Consider the following 25398-nt stretch of genomic DNA (forward strand, 5'->3'; position numbering starts at 1 on the left):
AACTCTTTGTTAAGTTGAGCCTAGTCGAAAAACCTATTTTTGTTGCATTATTAAAACATTTCGACTGTGCTCAATGTGACATCAGTTGTACTTTTTTAGACCTTTTTGTTTAAAACAGATAGCAAAACTTTTTAATATAAATCTTTAATCTTTCTAAGTTTTGATTTCCAAAGTTTTAAATCTTCATTATGCTTTTTAATATTATTATGAACATCTTTAACCAAAGGATTCTCATCATCAACATTTGTGAAAAATTGTAAATTATTCTCTAGTTGATTGATTTGACCTTTAACTTCGTCTATTTTCTTTTTTATAAAAGAGCGTTCGTTATCTAGGTTTGTAATATTGTTTTCACCGCTATTTAACGTATCTAATTTGTTTTCATACTTAATCATTTCAACTTCATTTTTATCCATCTTCAAATTAGAAAATAAACCGTCTAAAGTTTTATTAAACTTACCTTCAATATAACGCTTATCGTTTGGCACTCTGCCAATCTTTTTCCATTTATCAACTTGTTCTTTTATAGTTGATAAATCTTTATCTTTTTCTCCAGATAAGGTGATTTTTTTTAACCCATTTAATAGGTCTTGCTTTTTGTTGTACGCATCAATTTGTTCTTGACTTGCGGCATTTCTTTTTGAATGAAGTTTATCAAAATAATGGTTACAAGCAGCTTTAAATTGTTTCCAGATTTTATCGCTGTCTTTACGAGGAACATGACCAATCTTTTTCCAGTCACTTTGTATTTTTTTCATTAGTACAGTAGTAACATCGGTGTCTTCACTATTTTTGTTGTCTTCGGCAATCTTAATGAGTTCTAACTTTTTCTGAAGATTTTCGTACTGTTCCTTTTTTAAACCTTTATAAAAAGCATTTTTATTTTTATTAAAAGATCTTACAGCTTGTTTAAATTTTGACCAAGTCGCTTCATTTACTTTTATAGGTACTTTTCCTGCATTAAAAAAATCGTTTCGTAAAGCTTCTATGTCTTTAATTTTCTTTTGCCAAGAGCTGTGAGACTTACTTTCTTGAGCAGCAATAGCTTCAATTTTTGCAATAATTTCTAGTTTGTTTTCTAGGTTTTTCTCGTAAACCTTATCAATCTCTTTATAGTACTCTTGTCGTTTGTCATTAATTATTTTTGTGGCATTCTTAAAACGCTCCCAAATGTCTTCTCTTTTAGATCTTTCAACAGGCCCAAGCTCTTCTTTCCACATTTTATGAAGCTCTTGTAATTCTCTAAAAGCTCGGGTAATATTATCATCTTTTGCCAACTCTTCGGCACGTTCAATAATTTTTAATTTTTTATCTAAATTATGTTTAAAATCTAAATCGCGTAAATCTCTATTTAAATGTAAAAAGTCGTAAAATCGTTCTACATGGTGGTGATAAGAGTTCCATGCGTTGTTGTATTTGTCTCTAGGAATTGGCCCTGTATTTCTCCAGCGTTCTTGTAGTTCTTTAAAGTGCTTATATGTAGTATTTATATTCTCTTCAAGATTTAATAAGCCTTTTAATTCCTCAATAATTTCAAGCTTGTGGGATAAATTTTGCTTTAGGTTTTTTTCTAAACTTTTGTAGTGATCGTTTAGTTTATTTCTATATTCTTTATAAGCTGCTTTAAATCTTTTTTGAACGGGAGAGGTGTAATAAAAATCGATTTCGTTTCCTCCATCATTTAAAAAATCTGCTTTTTTCTCGTCTAATAAAGCTTGAAATTTAGTTTTAAATTCGTTGTTTATATCATTTGCATGAGATCTTATAGCTTGAATTTTTTCATTTTTTAATAATTTTTCAAATTCAATTGCTAAAGATTCTAACGACATTTTATCGTATTCTTTAACCTCAATAGTGTGCCTTTCTTTATTACCTTCATCTTCAGCATCCTCAGCGTTAGAAGCTTCTATTTCATTAATAACATCTTCATTTTCAGTATCCTCCTTTTCATTTTCTTTAACCTCAGTGTTATCTTCTTTTATAACTTCAGAGGTTTGAGATGAAGTTTCATCATTAGCTGCTTCTAAAGTTTCAGCAGGAAACTCTTCATTAATTTCAGATGATGTTTTTTTAGTGGCATCATCATTATTAATGGGAAGTTTGTTTTCTTCTATTCCGTCTGCTTTTTGCAGGTTATCTATCTCAGACATTTTAAAAAATGTTTAGGTTCGTTTTATACTTTAAAGTTTAAAGATAGTAACAACTCTAGTATTTACAAAGTGGATGTAACGGTTTTAACGCTTTGGTTGACTTTTTTATTGTAAATTCCAGATAGACCAAGCTTTTTCAGCTTGAAATTCTAACATTTTTAACCCATTAATTGTAGTCGCTCCATTGGTTTTACCATGGTTAAGGAACTTGGTTTCTTCTGGATTGTATATTAAATCGAATAAAATATGAGTTTTAGAAATGGCTTTATACGGGATATTCGGGCAATCATTAACGTTAGGAAATGTGCCTAAAGGAGAACAATTTATTATTATTTGATGGTTTTTTATACTGTTTTTAGATAGTGTATCATAAGTAAATTGAACATTTTTTGATGCTGTTCTAGACACGTAGCTGTAATCAATATCAAGTTCTTTTAAACTGTATGCAATAGCTTTGCTTGCTCCACCTGTGCCTAAAATCAATGCTTTTTTGTGATGTGTTTTTAAAAAAGGCTTTAATGATTTTTTAAATCCGTAACAATCTGTATTGTAGCCAATTAGATTTCCTTTTTTTGTAATTTTTATGGTGTTTACAGCGCCAATAGCTTTGGCTTTTTTGTTTAATTTATCAAGAAAAGGAATCACTTGTTCTTTATACGGAATAGTAACGTTTAAACCTTTTAAGTCTTTTGTGTTTTTTATTATTGAAGGGAATAAATCAATAGATTCAATGTCAAAATTTTCATAGGTAGTATCTTTTATATGCTCTTTATCAAATTTCTTTTTAAAATACGTTTTAGAAAAAGAATATGATATGTTTTTACCTAAAAGTCCTAATTTATTCATTTATTTATTTTTTCTTGTTTTGTTACCATAAATTTCAAGTGCTAAAACAATACAAATGCCCAAAACAATAAATGCAATGGCATAAAACGTTTCTTCATTTATCTCTGGTAAAAAACGTTTGTAGTTAGCAATTATTTTTTCTCCTGTTGAATCTAGTATAAAACTTCCGTTATAGTTTACTTGATAAATATTTTTTTTCCATGGCCAAACTACGCCCAAGGACCCAATTATAAAACCTATAATAGCAGAAAGTGTTATGCTCTTGTAGTGCTTTAGTATATAACTTAATAGGTGCGAAAATGTAACTAAACCTGTTATCGACCCTAATGTGAAAACACCAAGAACTTTTAACATATGTATGCGTTCTGAGTTTTTAAAAAAGCTAAAATCGCCAATTAGAATATCTGAAATGGTATCATATAAAGCATTAACTGCATCTACTAATAATAACACATAATTCCCTAAAAGAATAAGTATGAATGAGCCTGAAAACCCTGGGAGTGTCATTCCTGAAACGCTAATTATACCACAGAAAAACACAAACCAAAGATTATCATTTTCTTTAGCAGGATTTAAAAAGCTAATGCTTAATCCAATGGCAATACCTATAAATAATGATAGGTATGTTTTATAATTCCAATCTTCAAAATCTTTATAGATATAATAAATTGAGCCGATTATCATACCAAAAAAAACACTCCAAACAAATAGCTCGTAATGCTTTATTAAATAGTCTAAAATTTTTGAAACACTAAAATAGCTTACTACCATTCCGAAAAAAAGCAGGCCTAAAAAGCGTCCGTTTATGTATTGATAAAAGCTCTTAAAACGCCCATTAATAATTAATTTAAATGCTTTCCTGTTTATTTTTTGAAGTGAGTAAATAAACTCTTCATAAAAGCCAGCCACAAAAGCTACTACACCACCAGAAACACCAGGAACTTTATTTGCAGCTCCCATACCTAACCCTTTAAGGATTAAAAATATTTTGTCTGTAAATGTTCTGGTGCTTTGCATTATTGTTTTTTAGTGCCTAATTTTTCAAGAATAAAAATAGTTAAAAAGCCAAAAACCATTAAAGCAATGGCGAATGTGATTTGGTTATCCCCTTCAAAAGAAAAAGGCGAAATACTTTCTTCTAATATAGGTTTTTTAATTCCTTTAGAGTTAGTATGCCAAGTTAAAGTTTTTTTCCAAGGCCAAACCTTATTTAGTGATCCAAATATAAATCCTGTTAGTAGTGCTAAAGTGATGTTGTGATAATGCTTAAAAAGCCATTTTAAAATCCTACTAAAACTTAGCAAGCCTATAAGAGCCCCAGTAGCAAAAATGATTATTTTTTTTACATCAAAATCATGTAAAGCATCACTTAATGTTTTGTAAGCGCCTAATATTATTAAAATAAATGACCCTGAAATACCAGGAAGTATCATGGCGCAAATAGCAATTGCCCCTGCTAAAAATAAAAACCAATCATTATCGTTTGTAGCTAAAGCAGGCAGTGTTGTTATATAAAAAGCAATACAAGCCCCAATAATTAAAGATATAATTACAGTAATATTCCATTTAGTTATTTGTTTGCCAACAAAATAAATACTTGCTACAATTAAGCCAAAAAAGAAGGACCAAATCAATATGGGATGATGCTCCAATAAATATTTTGCTAATCGCATAAAGGATACAAAACTTATAATAATACCTAATAAAAGAGCGGTTAAAAAGTTGCCATTAGCTTGTTGCCAAAACGCTTTAAAATCCTTAGAAAAAAGGGTTTTAAATAATGAAATATTTACATTACTTATGCTAGAAATTAGTTCTTCGTAAATGCCAGAAATAAATGCAATGGTACCACCAGAAACACCAGGAACTGCATCGGCAGCACCCATAGCAATACCTTTAAGTGAAATGGTTAAATAATCTATAAAACGTCTTTGCATATATTGGTTTTTAAGCGACAACCAAAGATATACATTTTAATGTAATGAGTTAATTATAGATTGAGCTTTAGTAAGTTTTTTACAAGAATTTTATTAGAAACTTCTGGAAAGAGTTCTTCAATTATAAAGTTGAATTCCTCGTTATGTTTTAATCCGTTTTTTAAATAAAAAGCGCCTTTATCGTTTTGGTTTAATGTTAAATACAGTCCAGCTAACCGGAATTCTATTTCTGCATTGTCTGGGTAAAACTCAATGGCTTGCTCAAAATTATAGATGGCTGCCTGTGGGTCTCCTAATTTTATAAGTAAATCGCCGCGATATAACCACGTATTTAATTCGTAATTACCTAATTCTAAAGCTTTTTTATACCCACGTTCTGCTTCCTCATATAGCTTTAAACGTTGGTTAATTAAAGCATAACATTTCCAGTAATGCACATTCTCTGTGTCAATATTTATGGCTTTATTTATATAGTATAAGGCTTTATTGTAGTTCTTTTTTCTGATATAAAATTTTGTAATAGCAATCCAACCTTTATCTAATAGTGGGTCTTCGTGTACGGTTTTGTAATAATATTGAACTGCTAAATCATTATTTTTTAATTTCTCATAACAATTCCCTATACGTAATAAAGCAAATGAAGTTGGTTCATCTAACTGAAGTGATATGCTGTAATTTTCAATAGCATCATCGTAGCGTTTTAATTTTTCAAGTACTTTTCCGCGTTCTAAATAGGCACCAACAAAAGTATCATCAGAAATTATGGCAAAATCGTAAGCAGCTAAAGCTTTTTTGTATTTTTTTAAAATAGCATACTGCTTTCCTAATTGATGCCATGCTACTTCGCAATACGGATTTTTGTCTAAAAATACATTTAAATAAGAAATAGCATTTTCATTTTGATTTAGAAATTCAAAACAATAAATAACATTATAAAGTGCCGAATAATCATCTATATCTTGTTCTAAGCATTTCATAAAGTATGTTTTAGCGTCTTCAAATTGATCTAAAAACAAATACTCCATCCCAATTAAAGAATATAAATCTACAACATCGTCTGTAAGCTTTAATGCTTCTTTTAATACTTCAATAGCTTTTAAATGCTCATCTTTTTTTGATAAAATATTGGCTTTCTGTATGTATATTTCCTCATTTAAAGGATCTAATATGTGAAGCTCATTTAGTAAGTTATCGGCTTTTTCTAGCTTATCTTCAAAAACATAAATTTCTACATTAAATAGTTTTAAATTGATAGATGAAGGATGCTGATCTAGACCTAATTTAATCGCTTTTTTTGCTAAAGCAATTTTACCTTGATTAAGATAGTGGTGAATGATGTTTTCAAATTCTTCTGAATCGAAGAACAAAACATGATTTGTTTTTAGCATCGATTCAAACTTTGTAAGAGGCAAATTGTTGTTGTCGTTATGACTAAACTCCATAAGCACATTGTAAGTTTCTTCGTTAATAAATTTAAGCTTCTATTTTGTTTTAATGGACTTATATTTTAAATGTTTTTAACAAAGTAATCAACAGTTGTGCGATAAGTGTAGATTTTGTTTTCCTTTGATTTGATTTTCAATTGGTTGAATGCTATTTTTCTTGAAGAATATCATCTAAAATTTTAATAATAATGTTGCATCCTTTAGTGATTTCCTTATTTGATATAGTAAGTGGAGGTGTAATTCTAACCGCTTTGGGCTCAAAAAGCAACCAAAAAAGTATTAAGCCAGCATCTTTGCATTTAAGAATTAATGTATTTGTAATGGTTTTTGATGGTGTAATAATGGCAAGCATTAATCCTTTTCCTCGAATATCTTTAATTAGTGGGTGGACTAAAAGTTTTTTAAAAAGTTGTTCTTTTTCTAAAGCTTGCTCTATTAAATTACCTGCTGTAACTTCTTGTAAAGTTGCTAGAGCTGAAGCTGCAATAACAGGATGCCCACCAAAAGTAGTAATGTGTCCTAATTTAGGGTTATCGCTTAGTAAATCCATTAATTCTGCCGAAGCAGTAAATGCACCAATAGGCATACCGCCACCTAAACCTTTTCCTGTAACTAAAATATCTGGTGTGCAATTATAATGTTGAAAACCGAAAAGCTTACCTGTTCTACCAATTCCGGGTTGTATTTCATCAAAAATTAATAAAGCACCAACTTCGTTACAACGCTTTTGTACTTTTTGCAAGTAATTATTAGAAGGAACGATAAACCCTGCGCCACCTTGAATGGTTTCTAGAATGACACAAGCGGTTTTAGAAGTAATGTGTTTTAAGTCTAATTCTTTATTAAAATTTATGAATTTAATATTAGGTAATAAAGGACGGAATGCTTGTTTGCGTTCTTCAAAACCCATAACACTCATTGCACCCATAGTATTACCATGATAGGCTTTATTTGCAGCTATAATTTCGCTTCTGCCGGTTGCGCGTTTTGCTAATTTTAATGCGCCCTCAATGGCTTCGGTTCCTGAGTTTGTTAAATAGGTTTTTTCTAATGATTTCGGAAGGTTTTTTGCTAACAGTTTTGCAAGTTCAATAGCTGGTTTTTGTATGTATTCGCCATAAACCATAACATGCATATATTTATCTAATTGTGATTTTATAGCGGTAACTACTTTAGGATGGTTATGCCCAAGGGTACATGCCGAAACACCTGCTACAAAATCGAGATATTCTTTATTATTAGTATCGTAAATATAAGAGCCTTTAGCATGAGAAATTTCCATGGCTAATGGGTGAGGTGAAGTTTGGGCTTGATATTTAAAGAAATCATCCAACATTTTTTTATTGTTGATTTATAACACTTTTAGGATAAATTATTTTCTTTTCGCCTTTTTTCTTTAGGTTTTTTGGTAAACTTCTTGAAGCTTTGGGTTTTCCTTCTTCGGTCGGTTTAGCTTCACTATCTGCTTTTTTAATACGTGCCATTAAATCTTCATCAAAAAAATCTTCTTGAGGTATATAATCTTCAAGCCCTTTTATAACTGGTAAAACTAATGGCGGATCATCTTTAAATAAATCTTCAATACTATTAGGTCGTTCGTCTTCTCGCCAATCAAAACCTTTAAGTAGGGTTTCGTTTTTAGGAAACTTAGATTCAGGATAGCCATCACCATCAACTTGATTTAGTTTTATAACTTCTTCAATTTCTCTATTTTCAATTAAAATTTTAATACTTCCAGATTTTGATTTATCAATAGATACCAACTCATTTTTATCATTTCTAAAATAGTAAATAGACTGAGCATTTTTCAAAATATCTACTTGGTATAACTCATTTTCTTCATCAAATAAGCCAACTAGTTTTTTACCATTTATTTGATTATAGCCTGTTCCTAGGGTGTCCTTACTTATAATAAAGGCGTTCTCGAATACAATAAGTGAATCTAATTTTTCGGTTTTCGGATTCGATTTTAAATGAATGGTATCACCTGTCATTTGGTTTTTAATATTCCAAAGAATAGGTTTCCGCTTTACAGAAAAGGCATCGTTACTATCAAATTTTGAAATGTTTATCAATTTTGTTAAACCCGTTTCTTGATTTGAGTGAATTGAATCTGCTTTAGCACTCATATCGGTTTTATAAAGGCGTGCATTTCTAAAAGCTTTTGTTATTCTTTTTTCAGATTTACCAGTAACCATAAGAGTGTCGGCATGAATGTAAATGGAGTCGTTTTGTTGTTTACTTATAAAAAGCGCACGTTTTGTAATAAATACTGAATCTTTTTCTTTAAATAACTCAGCATAATGTCCTTTTACCACACTTTTGTTAATAGTGTCTGTTACCTTAATATTGTTAGTAGCCGATGCGAAACTGGTATTATTATCAAAAAACAAACTATCGCCTTCAATAATTCTGTTATTGTAATCTATTTTTGCTTTTTTAACGGCGTAACCTATTTTATTTTCGGTATCGTAAAAACCTTTTTCACAATACGTTTTGCTTTCGGGTGTAGTTATGGTCGATGGTCCAAATAAATAAGCGTGCTTTGTTTCGTCATAAAAATCAAAATAATTAGAATTTACAACGGTACTATCATTAGTTAAAACTACATCTTCAGTAAACCTATATTTTTTAATATCCATCAAGTAATGCCCAATTTCACTGGTAATAGTACTTGACGAGTCAATTTCTACAATTCCACCATTTCTATAAAAAGCGCGTTGTTTTAATCGGTCAAAATATAGAGTATCTGATGAAATTTTTGAATCTGGATTTTCTAAAATCACATCGCCACTAGCAAAAGCCAATTGTGTTTTACCACTGTACTCGACGTATTTAGACGTCATGGTTATGGTGTCGCCTTGTTTTATAATTACATTTCCGTAGGCTTCAACAAAATCTTCATTTTTATAATGAATAGCTTGGTCGCACCACATATTAATATTTTCGTGTATAATATGGACCTGTTGTTGGTCGTTTCGTGTTAAAACTTTAGCACCTGGGTGTTTTTCTTCATTAATTGTTAAAGAGCCAGCATATTCAATCTTGATTTTCTTTTGAGCTTGACAAAAATGCGATTGCCCTAAAACAATAAAAAGTAGGATATAAAAAAGATTAGATAGTCTCAAAGTAAAAATTTGTTTGTCGCAAAAATAACGATAATAATGAGGTGACAATATATAGAAACAAAAAACGCCTCAAAATATTTTGAGGCGTTTAATAAATGTTTGTTAAATTATTTGTAAGAAACCAATTCCTGCCTAAAAATAGTTTGTTTTCTATCTGGCCCAACAGAAACTATAGTAATTGGGATTTCTAGTGCTGCCTCTAAAAATTCTATATAAGCATTTAAAGCATTTGGTAACTGTGATACTTCAGACATTTGAGTTAAGTCTTCGCTCCAACCATCTAATTCTGTATAAATAGGTTCTACATTTTCTGGTTCTATATTATATGGAAGGTGATGAATAACTTCTCCTCTGTATTTGTAAGCGGTGCATACCTTTAAGGTTTTAAAGCCTGAAAGCACATCGCCTTTCATCATCATAAGTTGGGTTACACCATTTACTTGACAAGCGTATTTTAAAGCAATTAAATCTAACCAGCCACAGCGTCTTGGTCTGCCAGTTGTTGCGCCAAATTCGTTACCAATTTTTGCCATGGTAGCACCATCTTCATCAAACAATTCGGTTGGAAAAGGGCCAGAACCTACTCGGGTTGTATAGGCTTTAAAAATGCCAAAAACCTCACCGATTTGATTTGGTGATACACCTAAACCAGTGCAAGCGCCTGCCGCTGTGGTGTTACTTGAGGTAACAAACGGATATGTTCCAAAATCAATATCAAGTAACGACCCCTGAGCACCCTCGGCTAAAATAGTTTGTCCAGATTTTTGAGCTTGATAAATATACTCTTCAGAATCAATAAATTTTAATGACTTTAAAACCTTTACAGCTTCAAAAAATTCTTTTTCTAATTCATTTAAATTGTATTGAATATCTACATTATAGAATGAAATCATTGACTCATGTTTATCGGCTAAAGCTCTATAACGTGTTTTCCAATCGCTTAATTCTAAATCGCCAACGCGGATACCATTTCTTCCAGTTTTATCCATATAAGTTGGACCTATCCCTTTAAGTGTAGAGCCAATTTTTGCTTTTCCTTTCGAGGCTTCACTGGCAGCATCAAGTAAGCGGTGGGTTGGTAATATAATATGGGCTTTACGGGAAATAAGTAATGACTTTCTGTAATCTACGTCTTGTTCTTCTAATTTATCTAATTCCTTTTTAAAAATAACAGGGTCTATAACTACACCGTTGCCTACTAAATTTGTGGCATCATCATGAAAAATTCCAGAGGGTATGGTGTGTAGTACATGTTTTCTTCCGTTAAAAACCAGAGTGTGTCCTGCATTTGGTCCTCCTTGAAAACGTGCGATAATGTTGTAGTTGGATGTAAGTACGTCAACAATTTTTCCTTTGCCTTCGTCTCCCCATTGTAATCCTAGTAGTAAATCTACTGCCATTGTGATTTCTTATTTGTTTGGTTAATTTTTCTCTTTAGAATCGGGAGTTTTTCTATTTCCGTAAAAATAAAGTGAATGATTATTAATTTCGATATCGAAAACTTCTTCGATGGTTTTTTTGATGGATTGAATTCGTGGGTCGCAGAATTCTATAACTTCTCCAGTATCGGTTAAAATAACATGGTCGTGTTGTCTATCAAAATACGATTTTTCGTAATGTGCTTGACTTTGCCCAAACTGGTGTTTTCTAACTAAGCCACATTCTAAAAGTAATTCAATAGTATTGTAAAGCGTTGCACGAGAGACACGGTATTTTTTGTTCTTCATTATAAGGTATAAAGACTCTATATCGAAGTGATTATTATTATTGTAAATTTCTTGAAGTATAGCGTAGCGTTCGGGAGTTTTTCTATGCCCGTTATTCCCTAAAAAGCTAGTAAATACGCTTTTAACTATGTCTTGGTTTTTTGTGTCTGCTTCTGTGCTCATGATTTCATTGCAAATTTACATTTTTTTTATAGACTGTTTAGAAATTTATAATTGGATTTTTATAAACAAGTTATTAAACTCTTGTTACCTTATCGATTCCATTAATTTTTTTTAACTTTTCTAATAGCTTTTTTATGATGGTGTTATTTTTTACAACCAAACTAATTTTTCCTGAAAATAGGCCGTCGTTACTTTCAAAACTAATACTTTTCATGTTTACATGCATGTTTTCAGATACGATATTGGTAATTTCGTTTACCAATCCTATGTGATCAATTCCAGTTAGTCTAATTTTTGCCATAAATTCTTGTTGCGAAGAATCAATCCATTTTGCAGGCATAATTCTGTATGCATAATTAGATTGTAAGCTTACCGCATTAGGGCAGTTTTTTTTATGGACTTTAATACCTTCATTAACCGTTAAAAACCCAAATACAATATCACCAGGAATGGGATTACAGCAATTTGATAATTTGTAATCTAGTTTTTCTTCTTCTTTGCCAAAAACAAGCGAATCGTATTTAGCTGTTACCTCGTCTTTTTCTAAATCTTCTTTTTTTATGGTTTGCTTTCGCGATATTTTATTTTTAATAAAACTCATTAAAGCATTGCTTCTAGAAGAAACATATTCTTTTAGCATGGTATTGTCTATAGTGCCAATACCTACACGATAGAATAAATCGAGACTTGTTTTTAACTTAAAATAGCTAACTAATTCGTTAACAGAAGCCTCGTTAAGAGTAATTTTTAATTGCTTTAACTTACGCCTAAGAATTTCTTTACCTTCTTCACCAACAATTTTTCTATCTTCTTTTAATGCAGATTTAATTTTACTTCTAGCTCGGGCTGTTGTAGCATAATCTAACCAGTTAGCATTAGGTTTTGCAGACTCTGAGGTTAAAATATCTACTTGATCACCGCTTTGTAATTCATGGCTTAAAGGCACCAATTTTCCATTAACTTTAGCGCCTCGGGTTTTCATACCAACCTCAGTATGTATGCTAAAAGCAAAATCTAGAGAAGTTGCACCTTTAGGTAATGATTTTAATTCTCCAGTTGGTGTAAATACAAATATTTCTTTAGAATATAAGTTTAGTTTGAATTGCTCAACAAAATCGACAGCATTAGTATCAGGATTTTCAAGGGCTTCTTGCAATCTATTTATCCAGGTTTCTAGGTTGTCTTCTTTTTCATCATTTTGTTTGTATTTGTAATGGGCTGCATAGCCTTTTTCTGCAATTTCATTCATACGTTCGCTACGTATCTGTACTTCTACCCAACGTCCTTTAGGTCCCATTACTGTAATGTGTAATGCCTCGTAACCTGTGCCTTTTGGTGATGAAATCCAATCGCGAAGACGAACTGGGTTAGGTCTAAAATGGTCGGTAACAATAGAGTAAATTTTCCAAGCTAGAAATTTTTCGTTCGTTTCATCACTTTTGTAAATAATTCTAACAGCAAATTTATCGTAAACTTCATCAAACGAAACGCCTTGAACTTGCATTTTTCTTCGGATAGAAAAAATAGATTTTGGACGACCCTTTATGGTGTAATCCATTAACTCTTTATCTAAAGATTTTTTTAAAACTGCGCTAAAGGTTTCAATATATTTGTCTTGTTCTTCTTTACTTTCTTTTATTTTGTTTAAAATATCGTTATAAACTTCTGGTTCGGTATATTTTAAACCTAAATCTTCAAGTTCAGTTTTAATATTATATAAACCAATTCTATGTGCTAAAGGTGCATAAATGTATAAGGTTTCAGATGCAATTTTAACTTGCTTATCTGCACGCATAGAATCCATAGTTTGCATATTATGGAGTCTATCAGCAATTTTTATAATGATAACACGTACATCATCATTTAGGGTGAGCAGCATTTTACGAAAGTTCTCTGCCTGTAACGATATATCCATATCTTTTTTAAGCGAGGATATTTTTGTGAGACCGTTTACAATTTTTGCAACAGTTTCTCCAAACATGCCTTCGATATCTGATATGGAATAATCTTCGCTATCTTCTACTACATCATGAAGTAAAGCTGCTGCTATAGATGTAGCATCTAAACCAATTTCTTGTGCTACAATTTTTGCTACAGCTAGCGGATGAAAAATATAGGCTTCACCTGATTTTCTACGTTGATCTTTATGGGCATCAATAGCAACATCAAAAGCGCTACGTATTAGTTTTTTATCTTTGGTAGAAAGTGTTCTGTAGCTTACCTTTAATAGTTCTTTGTAGGCTTTGGTAATGGCAGTATTTTCTTTTTCTATGGCTTCTTCAGTCATAGATTAAAAGTAATATAAAGAAAGCTAACAGACAACAAGAATGATACTTTTTGTGTTTAATTTTTTGCGTTTTAGGAATTTAAAAAGTTTATGAGGAGTTTAATGGCTTTTCCACGATGTCCAATACTATTTTTTAAGCTTAAATCCATTTCGGCAAAAGTTTGATTGTAACCATTGGGTTTAAAAACAGGGTCGTAGCCAAAACCTTTTTTACCATGTTTTGTAGTTGTTATTTCTCCTTTGCAAATGCCAGTAAATGTATGCTGTTTGTTGTTTATTTGTAAAGCAATTACTGTTTTAAATTGTGCCTTACGGCTATCCTTGTTTTTTAATGCCTCCAGTAGTTTATTTGTGTTATCGTCTGCATTACGTTGCTCGCCTGCATAACGTGCCGAATACACTCCAGGCTCACCATTTAAAGCGCTTACCTCTAAACCAGTATCGTCTGCAAAACAATCATATCCGTACTTGTTTTTTATATATTCTGCTTTTTGAATGGCGTTACCTTCAATTGTATTTTGGGTTTCTGGAACATCTTCAAAACAACCAGCGTCTTTTAAGCTTAAAAGTTTAATGTGTGCTGGTATTAATGCTTGAACTTCTTTTAATTTGTTGAGGTTATTAGTTGCGAAAACGAGTTGCATATATAGATTAAATTTTTATCCAAAGGTATAAGAATATTAAATATTTAAAAGAATAAGGCTAACTTAGGCTATTTAATAGAAATAAGTTAATTAGCGATGCGATGGATTAGATTATTATTGGCTTTAATTAAAGCAAAATTTAAAAGTAAAGTAAAAGCTACCGATGTTGTAAAATTATCATTTAATGTATGGATAACAGATATAGATGTTTCTATAATGAATCATGCAGCTATAATGACCATATTTGAAATTGGAAGGTTAGATTTTATGGTACGAACCAACTTTTTTAAAGTAGCAAACAAAAATAAATGGTACTTTCCAACACAAGCCATTAGTGTACAATATTATAGACCACTTAAAGTATTGCAGAAAGCAAAATTATTTACAAGAATATCTTATGTAGATGAAAAATGGATTTATGTTGAACAAAAAATAGTAAGAAATAACAAAGAAGTTGCTGCATGTTTGGTTAAAAACACCATTAAAAAAGGCAGGGATACTGTACCTACTTTAGAAATTATGAAAGTGTTAAATGTTGAAAAAGTACCAAATAAAAAATATGACTTGATTACTTTGCATGAGTTAGAAGCGTCTCAGATGAATACGCAATTAATTAAAAAATGGAAAGTGTAAATTTTTAATAAACGGCTATTTTATATAATTGATTATCTTTAAAAAAAGAAAAAAACAATCTATGATGAGGTTCAACTCACCACTTGAAGCTTTTTTACATTGGGAAAGCGAAACACCAAATAGGATTTTTATAAAGCAACCGGTTAACGGAAAATTAATCACTTTTACATTTAAAGAGGCTAAAGATGAGGTTTGTAAAATCGCATCAAAATTAAAGTCATATAATTTACCTAAGCGCAGTCATGTTGCTATACTTTCAAAAAATTGTGCACATTGGTTACTTTCAGATTTAGCAATTATGATGGCTGATTGTGTATCTATTCCAATATATCCTACTTTAAATAAATCATCTATTAATCAAATTTTAGAACATAGTGAATCTAAAGCTATAATTATTGGAAAGTTAGATGATTTTAAATCGCAAAAATCGGGTATTCCAGATATTCATAAAATTAGTGTCGGTCTTTTTGGTGAAAGCGAGGGCGATTTATGGGAAGATATTGTTAAAACTGAAAAATCATTAAAAATATTACCAGAAATTAATCCAGACCAATTACATACTATTATTTATACATCGGGTACAACTGGTTTGCCAAAAGGTGTTATGCATAGTGTAGGTAATATTATGGAAAGTATACGTGTTATTAAATCTATTATTAAGATGTCTCCAAAACCACGTTTGTTTTCTTATTTGCCACTAGCGCATGTTGCAGAACGCGTTGGTATTGGTACACATGGTATTGTAATTGGAGCAGAATTTTCATTTCCAGAATCTTTAGAAACGTTTGCTTCAGATTTAGAGAAATGCCAGCCACATTTATTTTTAGCTGTTCCACGAATATGGGTTAAGTTTCAAGAAAAAATATTAGAAAATCTTCCGCAGAAAAAGTTAAATATTTTATTAAAAACACCTATTATAAACCGTTTAATAAAACATAAGTTGAAACAAAAACTAGGGTTAAAAGACGCATCATTTATTGTTTCTGGTGCAGCTCCTCTATCAGCAAGTTTAATACATTGGTTTAAAAAAATTGATGTTGAGATTTTTCAAGTTTATGGGATGACTGAAGATTGCATTATTTCGCATGCCACAAGACCAAAAGTTAATAAAATTGGTAGTGTTGGAAAAGCTCTAGAAACCGTACAAATTAAGTTTTCTCCAGAGGGCGAAATTTTAATAAAAAACAATTGTTTAATGAAAGGCTATTACAAAGCTCCTGAAATTACAGCAAGTGTTTTTGATGAAGCCGGATATTTTAAAACAGGCGATAAAGGTGAGTACGATCATGATGGATACTTAACTATTACAGGACGAGCAAAAGATGAATTTAAAACCGATAAAGGTAAGTATATTTCACCTTCACATATTGAAATGTTACTAACTAAAAATACAGATATAGAGCAAATTTGTGTGGTTGGTACAGGTATACCACAACCTATTGCTTTAATTACTTTATCAGAGCTTGGAAGAGCAAAATCTAAGGATGTTCTATCTAACAAATTAGTTGCAACTGTTAATGCAGTAAATCTAAGTTTAGAAAAGCACGAAAAAGTAGAAAAAGTTGTTGTTATGAAGGAAGATTGGACAGTTGATAACAATTTAGTTACTCCGTCATTAAAAGTAAAGCGCAGTAGTATTGAAAAAATTCATCAACCATTTTATAAAGAATGGTTTGCAATGGATGATAAAGTAATTTTTGAATAATACTCTAATATTTATGATTTTATTATGATAAATGTCACTTTTAAAAATGGAAATCTTTATTAACTTTGATTATACAATAAAACCTATAATTATGACAGTTAATATTCAGTATGTAGATGTAGATAATAGTGAAACACTCTCAAATTTCACCAAAGAAAAATTACAAAAACTTTTTAATAGGTACGACTTTTTAATTAGTGCTAAAGTACACTTTAAACAAGACGAAAAACAATTCGATTCTGGTAAAATTTGTAATATAGAATTAAGCTTACCAGGACCAAGAATATTTGCAACTTCTAACGAACGTAATTTTGAAGTGTCAGTTAGAGAAACTATAAGCGATCTAGAACGTCAACTAAAAAAACGAAAAGAGGTTTATAAAACGCATTAGGTTTAAAAAATATTTTATCAGAGTTGTTATTGGAAAGGGCGAGACTTAAAATTATCTTTTAAAATAGTTTCTCCCTTGGCATTAAGTAAATTTATGTGTTTTACTTCACCAGCACCTAAAAACTTGTAACGAATTCCAACTAAATCGCCAACTTCTTCGTTATACTTTGATGAAAAAATTTGCTGATCATCTACTATAACTTTGATGTGTTTTTTTATCACATTAATTTTGATGTTTTTCAAAGTTGAAAGATCAAGACCAAATGAAGATAAATCTTGTTCTTTACCGTTAAGATAAACATCATTTAGTAGCACATTAATATCTGATATACAACCAGGAATTGTAAAAGGTATGATTAGGGCTCCTTTTTCACCAATTAAATAGATACTAGCGGTTTGGCATATGGCCCATTTTTCGTTAAGTGTTTTTTTAAGGGTGGTTTCTAATGTGAAATCATCACCAGAAATATTGCCCAAATCATTAATAAAATGATAGGTTGACACCAAAGGTGATTTTGAAGATTTTATTTCTTCTATAATATCATCATCAATTTTAAGTCTATCTTTAATAAATTGATAAGGTTCTAAATATTTTGGTACTGGTGCATAATCAACCGAAGCACTCCAACCATTCGATTTAATAAATAAATCATGCTCTTTTATAATGCTTCCATCTACAAGCAGTTTTGCTCTAAAATAACCAGGATAATAGTAAATACCTGTGGCTTGTTTTTGAGTGCTATTTATTTTAATAGTTTTAGTAGCATCCCAATATTGTTGAATATAAATGCTATCGGATTTTATATTATGTAAATCAAAATCAAAAACTACCGAGTTGGGTATTTTATTAGTAACTGGTTTACTAGAAAATTTAATTCTAGAAATATCTTCAGTTGTTAATTCATTTTTTTTAGAACCAATAACCGAAAAAAGGGATATAAATAATAAAGCTAAAAAAGCAGCTAACGAAAAAACAGTAGTCATTTTTACGAAAGGTTTTTTTATTGATTTATTACTTTTTTGTTGACTTTTAAAATCTCTCCAATTAGAATATCCAATAAATTGTGCTAAAGTATTTAATGTGCTTATACTGGGCGAACTAGAATAATTTACTTTTCCCCAAACCCGTTTTAAAGTTGTAGGACTAAGCAAAACTTTAGTGTGCTCTTGAATTGTTTCACTTAATTCAATAAAAACCTCACTATGCCAATTTGAAGAATCCCCCCAGCTTAATTTTTCTTCAATTAGTAGGATGCATTTAGCAATTAATTCTTTTTCGTTTCCTTTTTTCATAGAGTAATACAAAAATCGCCTTTTTTTTATTGTTGTACAATATTGAATGTTTTTGAACGAACTTGTTTCATCAAATTACGAGATGTTTTTTCATTTTTATAAAAACTTTTAATCATGAAAAAAATCATAATAATTTTTCTAATAGGTGTTACCAATACTAGTTTCTCTCAAAATATTATTCCTTTAGACACTCTAAATTGGAGAATTACAACAAAATCTTTTGTTGCCGAAAAATATAAAGGAAAAAATTCAGTATATGTTCAGGGCGGTTCTATAATACTTAAAGATGTTGAATTTATTAATGGTACTATAGAGTTTGATGTTTTTTTAAAAGAAGAACAAGCGTTTCCTGGAGTTGAATTTAGAGTAGTTGGCGAAAATGCTGAGCAATTTTTTTTAAGACCTCACCTCTCCGGTAAAGCTGATGCGAATCAAGCAGCACCAAAAGTTAATGGAATTACACCTTTTCAACTGAATTTTGGGCCAAAGTATTCTTTTCCATATACTTATAAATACAACGATTGGACACATGTTAAAGTGGTTGTAAACAATGATAAAGCTCAAGTATTTTTAGACTATTCAGATAAACCAAACTTATCTTGGCATCTTACACATTTGCCAGTTAAAGGTGGTATTGCTATAAGAGGTGGAAGGCGTACAGGTATACACTTGGCAGATGTAAAAGTTAATAAAGAAGCAACAACATTAATTGATTTTAAACCTATTGAAAGAAAACCAATTGAAGGGCTTATTCCACAATGGAAAATCTCGGATATGTTTGAGGAAAACCAATTAAATAATCCTGAAAACCTGAATGAAGTACTAAAAAATAGAACATGGCAGGGGGTTTTAAAAATTGAAGAAGGTACAGCTGCAAATATTTCAAGAATTCAAGTATTATATAACGGAGAACCTGGAAATACAGTTTTTGCAAAAGTGGTTATTAATTCTGATAAAGATCAATTAAAACTTTTCGAATTTGGTTATAGTGATAGGGCAGTTGCAATTTTAAATGGTAAACCCATTTACAGAGGCACAAATAAATGGCGTTCTAGAGATTATCGCTATTTAGGAACTGTTGGTTTATTTGATGCTATTTATCTTAATCTTAAAAAAGGAAAAAATGAATTATTAATGGCCGTTTCAGAAGATTTTGGAGGCTGGTTAATTACAGGAAGATTTAAAAACAAAGATGGAATTAATATTGATTATTAACATTAACGATGATGATAAGGCTCATTCCTCAAAATTGTAAAACCTCTATAAAGTTGCTCAATAACAAATAAGCGAATCATTTGATGGGAAAATGTCATTTTAGATAATGATACTTTTCCATTGGCTTTTTTATGCACCTCTTCAGAAAAACCATAAGGACCACCAATAACAAAAACCAATTGTTTAATCCCTGAATTCATATACCTTTGTAGGTAATTTGAAAACCCAACAGAATCATATTGCTTACCATTTTCATCTAATAAAATTAAAACATCAATAGGTTTTAATTTTCCCAAAATAAGTTTACCTTCTTTCTGTTTTTGTTGAGCTTCGCTAAGGTTTTTAGAGTTTTTAATATCTAGAATAATTTCAAGTTCAAACTTAATATAAAAACCCAAACGCTTGGTGTAATTGTTAATTAACGCTTGTAGTTCTTTATTATCAGTTTTGCCAATGGCAATAAGTTTTATAGTCATAAAACAAAATTAGTGCTTACTATTAACGAATTGTGTAATTAAACTTGATAAATTTAAAAATTTCATAAATGTAAAATTTAATTTGGTAAATCAATTTCTTATTTTAGCACAAACTATTCTAAAACATGATTACACAAGAACAATTTGATTACGAATTAAAGCATATAATTTCTAACGCTATACGTGAAGATGTAGGTGATGGCGACCATAGCTCGTTAGCATGTATTCCAGATAATGCAAGGGGTAAAGCAAAACTTTTAGTAAAAGACAAAGGAATTATTGGAGGCGTTAATTTTGCAAAAAAAGTTTTTGCTTATGTAGATAAAGATTTAAAACTAGATGTTCGTATTGAAGATGGTAGTGAAGTTACTTTTGGAGATGTTGTTATGTATGTTGAAGGGGCTTCTCAATCTATTTTAAAAGCAGAACGTACGGTTTTAAATTCAATGCAGCGCATGAGTGCTATTGCAACAAAAACTAAAACTTTTGTAGATTTATTAGAAGGTACTAAAACAAAAATTCTTGATACACGCAAAACAACGCCAGGTATTAGAGTGCTAGAAAAATGGGCTGTTAAATTAGGTGGTGGCGAAAACCATAGATTTGCTTTGTATGATATGATTATGCTAAAAGATAATCATATAGATTTTGCAGGCGGTATTACAAAAGCCATTGAGATGACTAAAGAATATCTTCTTGAAACGGGTAAAGATTTAGATATTATGGTTGAGGCTAGAAATTTATTTGAAGTTGAAGAAATTTTACAAAATGATGGTATTTACAGAATAATGCTAGATAATTTTGATTATGAGGATACTAGAAAAGCTGTAAAAATGATTGGTAGTATCTGCTTAACCGAATCGTCAGGTAATATAAATGAAACTACAATAAGGCATTATGCCGAGTGTGGTGTAAATTACATTTCGTGTGGTGCTTTAACACATTCTGTACACAATATGGATTTAAGTTTAAAAGCTATTAAATAAAGACTTCGTTTTAGGTTGTTTTTTACGACTTAACAACTAACGATTAAACAACAGAAAGGTGAGTGAACTCATTGAAGATAAACTTGATAAAATTCCAATACTAAATGTTTTGGTTCGTTTTTTCAAGCAAATTAAATTGCCAGGGTTTGAAGGTCTTTCTGTTTACGATTTACTGGAAATGTACATTGTTGGTATTGTTGAAGGTGCTTTAACAACCAGAGCAAGTGCGATTGCTTTTAGTTTTTTTACAGCCATTTTTCCGTTTTTATTATTTATTATAATTATAATTCCTGTTTTACCATTTGAAAATTTTCAAAAGGAATTTTTAGAATTTTTAGACTCTTTTTTACCGCCACAAACCTCAGACTTTTTTAACGATAATATTTTTAATAACATAAGCACAACAAGTCAAGGTAGTTTATTGTCCTCTGTATTTATTTTATCAATAATATTAATGACAAATGGTGTAAATGCTGTGTTTTCTGGATTTGAACATTCATATCACGAACAATTAACACGTAATGTTTTTAAACAATGGTTATATGCACTTGGAGTTGCCATTATTTTAGCTTTATTGCTTATAATTACCGTTGGTGTGTTTGGGTATTTTCAAATTTATATTATCAATCCACTTTACGAAAGCATAAGCGGAGAATTAATAGATCAGTCCGATTCTGGATTAACATGGATATTATTTTCAAAATATGCCTTTTTTGTGATAATGGTTTATTTAGCAACAGCAACCTTGTATTATTTTGGAACAAAAGAAGGTAGGTATTCTAAGTTCTTTTCTATTGGAGCATTATTTACTACATTGCTTATTATTTTAACATCCTATTTGTTTGGTGTTTATATTGAAAATTTTAGTCAATACAACAAACTATATGGTTCTATTGGTGCGTTATTAATTCTTCTATTCTATTTGTGGCTTAATGCAAATATTTTATTGTTGGGTTACGAATTAAATGCATCTTTGAATAAACTACGAAAACGATGTTAGTTTATGCAATACTTTATTGATGTTATTATTCCAATTCCGCTTCCAAAGCTATTTACGTATAGCATAACACTTTCTGAGGCTAATTTTTTAAGTGTTGGAATGCGTGTTTCTGTACCTTTTGGAAAATCGAAAATATATACGGGAATTGTTTCTAAAATTCATAACCAAGAGCCAACTATTTATGAGGCAAAAGAAATTCATCAAATTTTGGATGATACTCCAATTGTGAATCAAAAGCAATTACAATTGTGGCAATGGATTGCTAATTATTATATGTGTACGTTAGGCGATGTAATGCGAGCGGCTTTACCAAGTGCATTTATTTTAGAAAGTGAAACTGTAATAACAAAGCAAAAAAAACAAATTGATGAATCTGTTTTAAAGGATGATGAGTTTTTGGTTTATGAAGCGTTGCATCATCAATCGTCTTTAAAAATCCATGATATTTCTAATATTTTAGATAAAAAGAATATACTTCCTGTAATTAATCGCTTAATAGAAAAAGAAGTCATTACTGTTGAAGAAGAAGTTTACGAAAAATATAAACCTAAATTGGTGCGTTATGTAAAATTGCATTCAAATTTTTCTTCTGAGACAGCATTGCAAAAATTATTAGATGATTTAAGTCGTGCACCAAAACAACATGATGTTGTAATGATATTATTTTCTATTTCAGCTAAAACAAAAAAACCTGTTAAAGTTTCAGATTTAGCAAAAAAAAGTGGTTCCTCAAATGCTATAATAAAAGCTTTAATCGATAAAGGCATTCTAGAAGAATATCATATTCAAATAGATAGAGTTCAATATTCTGGCGGTAATAACGAAGCTACTAAAAGGCTCAACGATTATCAAAAATCCGCTTTAAGCGACATAAAAAAAACTTTTAACAATCATTCAGTTACATTGCTACATGGTGTAACATCGTCGGGTAAAACAGAAATCTATGTAAAACTTATTGAAGATGTTATAGCTTCTGGAAAACAAGTTTTGTTTTTGTTACCAGAAATAGCTTTAACCACACAATTAGTTGCACGATTGCAAAAATATTTTGGAGAGCAAGTATCTATTTTTCATTCTAAATATTCAGCTCACGAGCGAGTTGAGGTTTGGAATAATGTTTTACACAATTCGGCGTCTGCCTCGCCGTTAAGCAGTAAAGCAAAAATAGTTTTGGGAGCACGTTCGTCAATATTTTTGCCTTTTAATGATTTAGGCTTAATAGTGGTTGATGAAGAACACGAACAATCGTTTAAACAATTTGATCCCGCACCACGATACCATGCACGAGACACTGCTGTTGTTTTAGGAAATATACATCAAGCTAAAGTATTGTTAGGCTCTGCTACTCCAAGTTTAGAGAGCTATTTTAATACTAAACAGAATAAGTATGGTTTTGTTGAATTAAAGCACCGTTTTAATGATGTGTTAATGCCAGATATTGAATTAGTCGATATAAAGGATAAGCTTAAAAAGAAGCGTATGAAAGGGCATTTTAGCGATCGATTGATTGAAGAAATGACCGAAACCTTAAAAGCAGGACAACAAGTTATACTGTTTCAAAATAGGAGAGGGTTTTCGCCAATTATAGAGTGTAAAACTTGTGGTCATTCGCCACAATGTCCAAATTGCGATGTAAGTTTAACATATCATCAATACCGTAATCAATTGCGTTGTCATTATTGTAGCTACAACTCAGCAATAATGCAAGATTGTGAAGCGTGCGGAAGTCAAGATTTAGATAATAAAGGTTTTGGTACAGAGCAAATAGAAGAAGAAGTAAAACTATTATTTCCCGACTATAAAGTGGCACGAATGGATTTAGATACCACCCGCGGTAAATATGGTTACGAAAAAATTATAACCGCCTTAGAGCAACAAGAGGTTGATGTTTTAGTAGGTACACAAATGCTAACCAAAGGTTTGGATTTTAGAAATGTAAAATTGGTTGGCATTATGAACGCCGATAATATGTTAAACTTTCCAGATTTTAGAGCCCACGAGCGTAGTTTTCAGTTAATGTTACAAGTGTCGGGTAGAGCAGGACGAACAGATGAAAGAGGTAAAGTGTTAATTCAAACCTACAATCCGCATCATAATATTTTGCAGCAAGTATCTACAAATAATTATATAGATATGTTTAACGAGCAAATGGATGATAGGTTTAATTATAAATACCCACCCGTTTTTAAGCAAATAAAAATCACTTTAAAACATAAAGATTATAAGAGGGTTGATGATGCTTCAATTTGGTTTTCTAAATCGTTAAGGCAAGTTTTTAAGGGTAATGTTTTAGGACCAGAATCGCCACCTATTGGTAGAATTAGGAATCAATTTTATAAAAATATTTTGATAAAAATTCCCAAACAGCAAAGTTTGGTAAAAACAAAAGAAGCCATTATTAAAATAAACAATAGCTTCTTGAGTATAAAAGATTTTCGGTCGGTTAAAGTAATTTTAAATGTCGATAACTTTTAAATTTTAAATATTATTTAAAGCGTCTACAAGTTGTGTTTTTTTATTTCTACTTAAAGGAATTTCGTAAGCACCAACTTCAACATTTTTACTGTTAAATCTGTCTATTTTATCAAGATTAACAATATAAGATTTGTGAATTCTTAAAAATTTATTTTCCGGTAATTCTTTTTCAAAAGATTTCATAGTAGAAAGTACTACTAAGCTAGTTTCTTCAGTAACTAGTTTTACGTAATCACCAAGTGCTTCAATCCATTTAATATCCTTAATATAAACTTTACGTTTTTTAAGGTTACTCTTTACAAAAATGTGTTCACCATCCTCTTCGTTAAAATCTAAAGTCAATTTATGTTGCTCTAGAGCTTTATCTACAGATGTATTAAAGCGTTCTCTGGTAATTGGTTTGTGTAAGTAATCGGTAGCATCGTAGTTAAATGCTTTAAAAGCATACTCGGTTTTACCAGTTACAAAAATAATTTGGGGTTTGTTGTTCAATACGTCTAAAAGTTCAAATCCATTTAACACTGGCATTTCAATATCCAGAAAAATTAAATCTACCTGATGCGTATTTAAACCATTTTTAGTTTCTAAAGCACTACTGTACTCTGCTATTAAGTTTAGAGATGGGTGATTCTCGACTAACTTAACAATAGAGAGACGTTGTATTGCTGAATCGTCTACTACTACACAGTTTAAAGTCATAACATTTTATATTATTTCGGTTAAGATATCGACAATAGTACGAATAATTCGGTTAAAAACCAAAAATCATCGTTAAAATACCAATTTTAACATAGTTTTAACATTTTTGAAGCGATGTTCTTCGATGAAAAAAATAGGAAGATTATAGTTGTGTAATATAGTAAAATTAATTATTTTTGCACCCAATTTTTAACAATAAA

The 25398-nt window shown here is 30.6% G+C and carries 21 protein-coding genes; 7 read left to right on the forward strand and 14 right to left on the reverse strand.

What is annotated here, in order from left to right; all coding sequences use genetic code 11:
- Positions 1-131: 131 nt before the first annotated feature.
- The 11 genes from L3X37_RS05445 to L3X37_RS05495 form a co-directional block, all read right to left on the reverse strand.
- Positions 132-2150, reverse strand: coding sequence for a DUF349 domain-containing protein (locus L3X37_RS05445; protein WP_237239158.1), 2019 nt, complete (start codon positions 2148-2150; stop codon positions 132-134).
- A gap of 105 nt (positions 2151-2255) precedes the next feature.
- Entirely contained in the window at positions 2256-2996 is a 741-nt protein-coding gene (locus tag L3X37_RS05450; protein ID WP_237239159.1) for a shikimate dehydrogenase family protein, read from the reverse strand.
- Positions 2997-4013, reverse strand: coding sequence for a DUF368 domain-containing protein (locus L3X37_RS05455; protein WP_237239160.1), 1017 nt, complete (start codon positions 4011-4013; stop codon positions 2997-2999).
- Positions 4013-4933 carry a polyprenyl-phosphate transporter gene (locus tag L3X37_RS05460; protein ID WP_237239161.1) on the reverse strand — a complete coding sequence of 307 codons (921 nt, stop codon included), beginning with the start codon at positions 4931-4933 and terminating at the stop codon, positions 4013-4015. The genes L3X37_RS05455 and L3X37_RS05460 overlap by 1 nt, the downstream gene beginning before the upstream one ends.
- A gap of 53 nt (positions 4934-4986) precedes the next feature.
- The gene (locus L3X37_RS05465) at positions 4987-6375 is read right to left on the reverse strand and encodes a tetratricopeptide repeat protein (protein WP_237239162.1); all 1389 of its coding nucleotides are present in this window, start codon (positions 6373-6375) and stop codon (positions 4987-4989) included.
- A gap of 151 nt (positions 6376-6526) precedes the next feature.
- Positions 6527-7714 carry an aspartate aminotransferase family protein gene (locus L3X37_RS05470; RefSeq protein ID WP_237239163.1) on the reverse strand — a complete coding sequence of 396 codons (1188 nt, stop codon included), beginning with the start codon at positions 7712-7714 and terminating at the stop codon, positions 6527-6529.
- Positions 7715-7718: 4 nt separating this feature from the next.
- Entirely contained in the window at positions 7719-9506 is a 1788-nt protein-coding gene (locus L3X37_RS05475) for an OstA-like protein (RefSeq protein WP_237239164.1), read from the reverse strand.
- 107 nt (positions 9507-9613) lie between these two features.
- Positions 9614-10906, reverse strand: coding sequence for an adenylosuccinate synthase (locus L3X37_RS05480; RefSeq protein WP_237239165.1), 1293 nt, complete (start codon positions 10904-10906; stop codon positions 9614-9616).
- Positions 10907-10927: 21 nt separating this feature from the next.
- Complete coding sequence (locus tag L3X37_RS05485; RefSeq protein WP_237239166.1) at positions 10928-11395, reverse strand: Fur family transcriptional regulator; 468 nt, start codon at positions 11393-11395, stop codon at positions 10928-10930.
- A gap of 73 nt (positions 11396-11468) precedes the next feature.
- Positions 11469-13682 carry a RelA/SpoT family protein gene (locus L3X37_RS05490; RefSeq protein WP_237239167.1) on the reverse strand — a complete coding sequence of 738 codons (2214 nt, stop codon included), beginning with the start codon at positions 13680-13682 and terminating at the stop codon, positions 11469-11471.
- Positions 13683-13753: 71 nt separating this feature from the next.
- The gene (locus tag L3X37_RS05495; protein ID WP_237239168.1) at positions 13754-14326 is read right to left on the reverse strand and encodes a non-canonical purine NTP diphosphatase; all 573 of its coding nucleotides are present in this window, start codon (positions 14324-14326) and stop codon (positions 13754-13756) included.
- Between the two features lie 96 nt (positions 14327-14422).
- Between L3X37_RS05495 and L3X37_RS05500 the strand changes: the two genes are divergently transcribed.
- From L3X37_RS05500 to L3X37_RS05510, 3 genes are all read left to right on the forward strand, one after another.
- Complete coding sequence (locus L3X37_RS05500) at positions 14423-14959, forward strand: acyl-CoA thioesterase (RefSeq protein WP_237239169.1); 537 nt, start codon at positions 14423-14425, stop codon at positions 14957-14959.
- Between the two features lie 61 nt (positions 14960-15020).
- Entirely contained in the window at positions 15021-16664 is a 1644-nt protein-coding gene (locus L3X37_RS05505; RefSeq protein ID WP_237239170.1) for an AMP-binding protein, read from the forward strand.
- A gap of 91 nt (positions 16665-16755) precedes the next feature.
- Entirely contained in the window at positions 16756-17055 is a 300-nt protein-coding gene (locus tag L3X37_RS05510) for an HPF/RaiA family ribosome-associated protein (RefSeq protein ID WP_237239171.1), read from the forward strand.
- A 26-nt stretch (positions 17056-17081) separates the two neighbouring features.
- Here the strand turns inward: L3X37_RS05510 and L3X37_RS05515 are convergent, their stop codons facing one another.
- Complete coding sequence (locus L3X37_RS05515) at positions 17082-18347, reverse strand: hypothetical protein (RefSeq protein WP_237239172.1); 1266 nt, start codon at positions 18345-18347, stop codon at positions 17082-17084.
- Positions 18348-18461: 114 nt separating this feature from the next.
- On the opposite strand from L3X37_RS05515, the gene L3X37_RS05520 reads away from it, so the two are divergent.
- Positions 18462-19562: a hypothetical protein gene (locus L3X37_RS05520; RefSeq protein WP_237239173.1), complete on the forward strand. Its 1101-nt coding sequence runs from the start codon at positions 18462-18464 to the stop codon at positions 19560-19562.
- Positions 19563-19564: 2 nt separating this feature from the next.
- Here L3X37_RS05520 and rlmH read toward each other — a convergent pair whose 3' ends face one another.
- Positions 19565-20038 carry a 23S rRNA (pseudouridine(1915)-N(3))-methyltransferase RlmH gene (gene rlmH / locus L3X37_RS05525; protein WP_237239174.1) on the reverse strand — a complete coding sequence of 158 codons (474 nt, stop codon included), beginning with the start codon at positions 20036-20038 and terminating at the stop codon, positions 19565-19567.
- A 125-nt stretch (positions 20039-20163) separates the two neighbouring features.
- Between rlmH and nadC the strand changes: the two genes are divergently transcribed.
- Genes nadC through priA form a run of 3 tightly spaced genes read left to right on the forward strand, consistent with a single transcriptional unit; the run spans position 20164 to position 24499 of the window.
- The gene (nadC, locus tag L3X37_RS05530; RefSeq protein WP_237239175.1) at positions 20164-21024 is read left to right on the forward strand and encodes a carboxylating nicotinate-nucleotide diphosphorylase; all 861 of its coding nucleotides are present in this window, start codon (positions 20164-20166) and stop codon (positions 21022-21024) included.
- 58 nt (positions 21025-21082) lie between these two features.
- Positions 21083-22024 (forward strand): YihY/virulence factor BrkB family protein, encoded by a 942-nt coding sequence (locus L3X37_RS05535; RefSeq protein ID WP_237239176.1) that lies wholly within the window; start codon positions 21083-21085, stop codon positions 22022-22024.
- A gap of 3 nt (positions 22025-22027) precedes the next feature.
- Entirely contained in the window at positions 22028-24499 is a 2472-nt protein-coding gene (priA, locus tag L3X37_RS05540; RefSeq protein WP_237239177.1) for a replication restart helicase PriA, read from the forward strand.
- 3 nt (positions 24500-24502) lie between these two features.
- Here the strand turns inward: priA and L3X37_RS05545 are convergent, their stop codons facing one another.
- A complete protein-coding gene (locus L3X37_RS05545) occupies positions 24503-25198 on the reverse strand; it encodes a LytR/AlgR family response regulator transcription factor (RefSeq protein WP_099562863.1) in 696 nt (231 codons plus the stop codon).
- Positions 25199-25398 lie beyond the last annotated feature (200 nt).

It is taken from the genome of Wocania arenilitoris (assembly GCF_021728535.1).
In the GTDB taxonomy this organism is placed as follows: domain Bacteria; phylum Bacteroidota; class Bacteroidia; order Flavobacteriales; family Flavobacteriaceae; genus Wocania_A; species Wocania_A arenilitoris.

Excerpts from the sequence above, each read along its gene's own strand:
- L3X37_RS05460 (WP_237239161.1), bottom strand. The coding sequence starts at position 4,933 with ATGCAAAGACGTTTTATAGATTATTTAACCATTTCACTTAAAGGTATT.
- L3X37_RS05465 (WP_237239162.1), bottom strand. The coding sequence starts at position 6,375 with ATGGAGTTTAGTCATAACGACAACAACAATTTGCCTCTTACAAAGTTT.
- L3X37_RS05505 (WP_237239170.1), top strand. The coding sequence starts at position 15,021 with ATGATGAGGTTCAACTCACCACTTGAAGCTTTTTTACATTGGGAAAGC.
- L3X37_RS05490 (WP_237239167.1), bottom strand. The coding sequence starts at position 13,682 with ATGACTGAAGAAGCCATAGAAAAAGAAAATACTGCCATTACCAAAGCC.
- L3X37_RS05455 (WP_237239160.1), bottom strand. The coding sequence starts at position 4,013 with ATGCAAAGCACCAGAACATTTACAGACAAAATATTTTTAATCCTTAAA.
- rlmH (WP_237239174.1), bottom strand. The coding sequence starts at position 20,038 with ATGACTATAAAACTTATTGCCATTGGCAAAACTGATAATAAAGAACTA.
- L3X37_RS05450 (WP_237239159.1), bottom strand. The coding sequence starts at position 2,996 with ATGAATAAATTAGGACTTTTAGGTAAAAACATATCATATTCTTTTTCT.
- L3X37_RS05480 (WP_237239165.1), bottom strand. The coding sequence starts at position 10,906 with ATGGCAGTAGATTTACTACTAGGATTACAATGGGGAGACGAAGGCAAA.
- nadC (WP_237239175.1), top strand. The coding sequence starts at position 20,164 with ATGATTACACAAGAACAATTTGATTACGAATTAAAGCATATAATTTCT.
- L3X37_RS05485 (WP_237239166.1), bottom strand. The coding sequence starts at position 11,395 with ATGAGCACAGAAGCAGACACAAAAAACCAAGACATAGTTAAAAGCGTA.
- L3X37_RS05500 (WP_237239169.1), top strand. The coding sequence starts at position 14,423 with ATGCGATGGATTAGATTATTATTGGCTTTAATTAAAGCAAAATTTAAA.
- L3X37_RS05445 (WP_237239158.1), bottom strand. The coding sequence starts at position 2,150 with ATGTCTGAGATAGATAACCTGCAAAAAGCAGACGGAATAGAAGAAAAC.
- L3X37_RS05520 (WP_237239173.1), top strand. The coding sequence starts at position 18,462 with ATGAAAAAAATCATAATAATTTTTCTAATAGGTGTTACCAATACTAGT.
- priA (WP_237239177.1), top strand. The coding sequence starts at position 22,028 with ATGCAATACTTTATTGATGTTATTATTCCAATTCCGCTTCCAAAGCTA.
- L3X37_RS05545 (WP_099562863.1), bottom strand. The coding sequence starts at position 25,198 with ATGACTTTAAACTGTGTAGTAGTAGACGATTCAGCAATACAACGTCTC.
- L3X37_RS05510 (WP_237239171.1), top strand. The coding sequence starts at position 16,756 with ATGACAGTTAATATTCAGTATGTAGATGTAGATAATAGTGAAACACTC.
- L3X37_RS05515 (WP_237239172.1), bottom strand. The coding sequence starts at position 18,347 with ATGAAAAAAGGAAACGAAAAAGAATTAATTGCTAAATGCATCCTACTA.
- L3X37_RS05495 (WP_237239168.1), bottom strand. The coding sequence starts at position 14,326 with ATGCAACTCGTTTTCGCAACTAATAACCTCAACAAATTAAAAGAAGTT.
- L3X37_RS05470 (WP_237239163.1), bottom strand. The coding sequence starts at position 7,714 with ATGTTGGATGATTTCTTTAAATATCAAGCCCAAACTTCACCTCACCCA.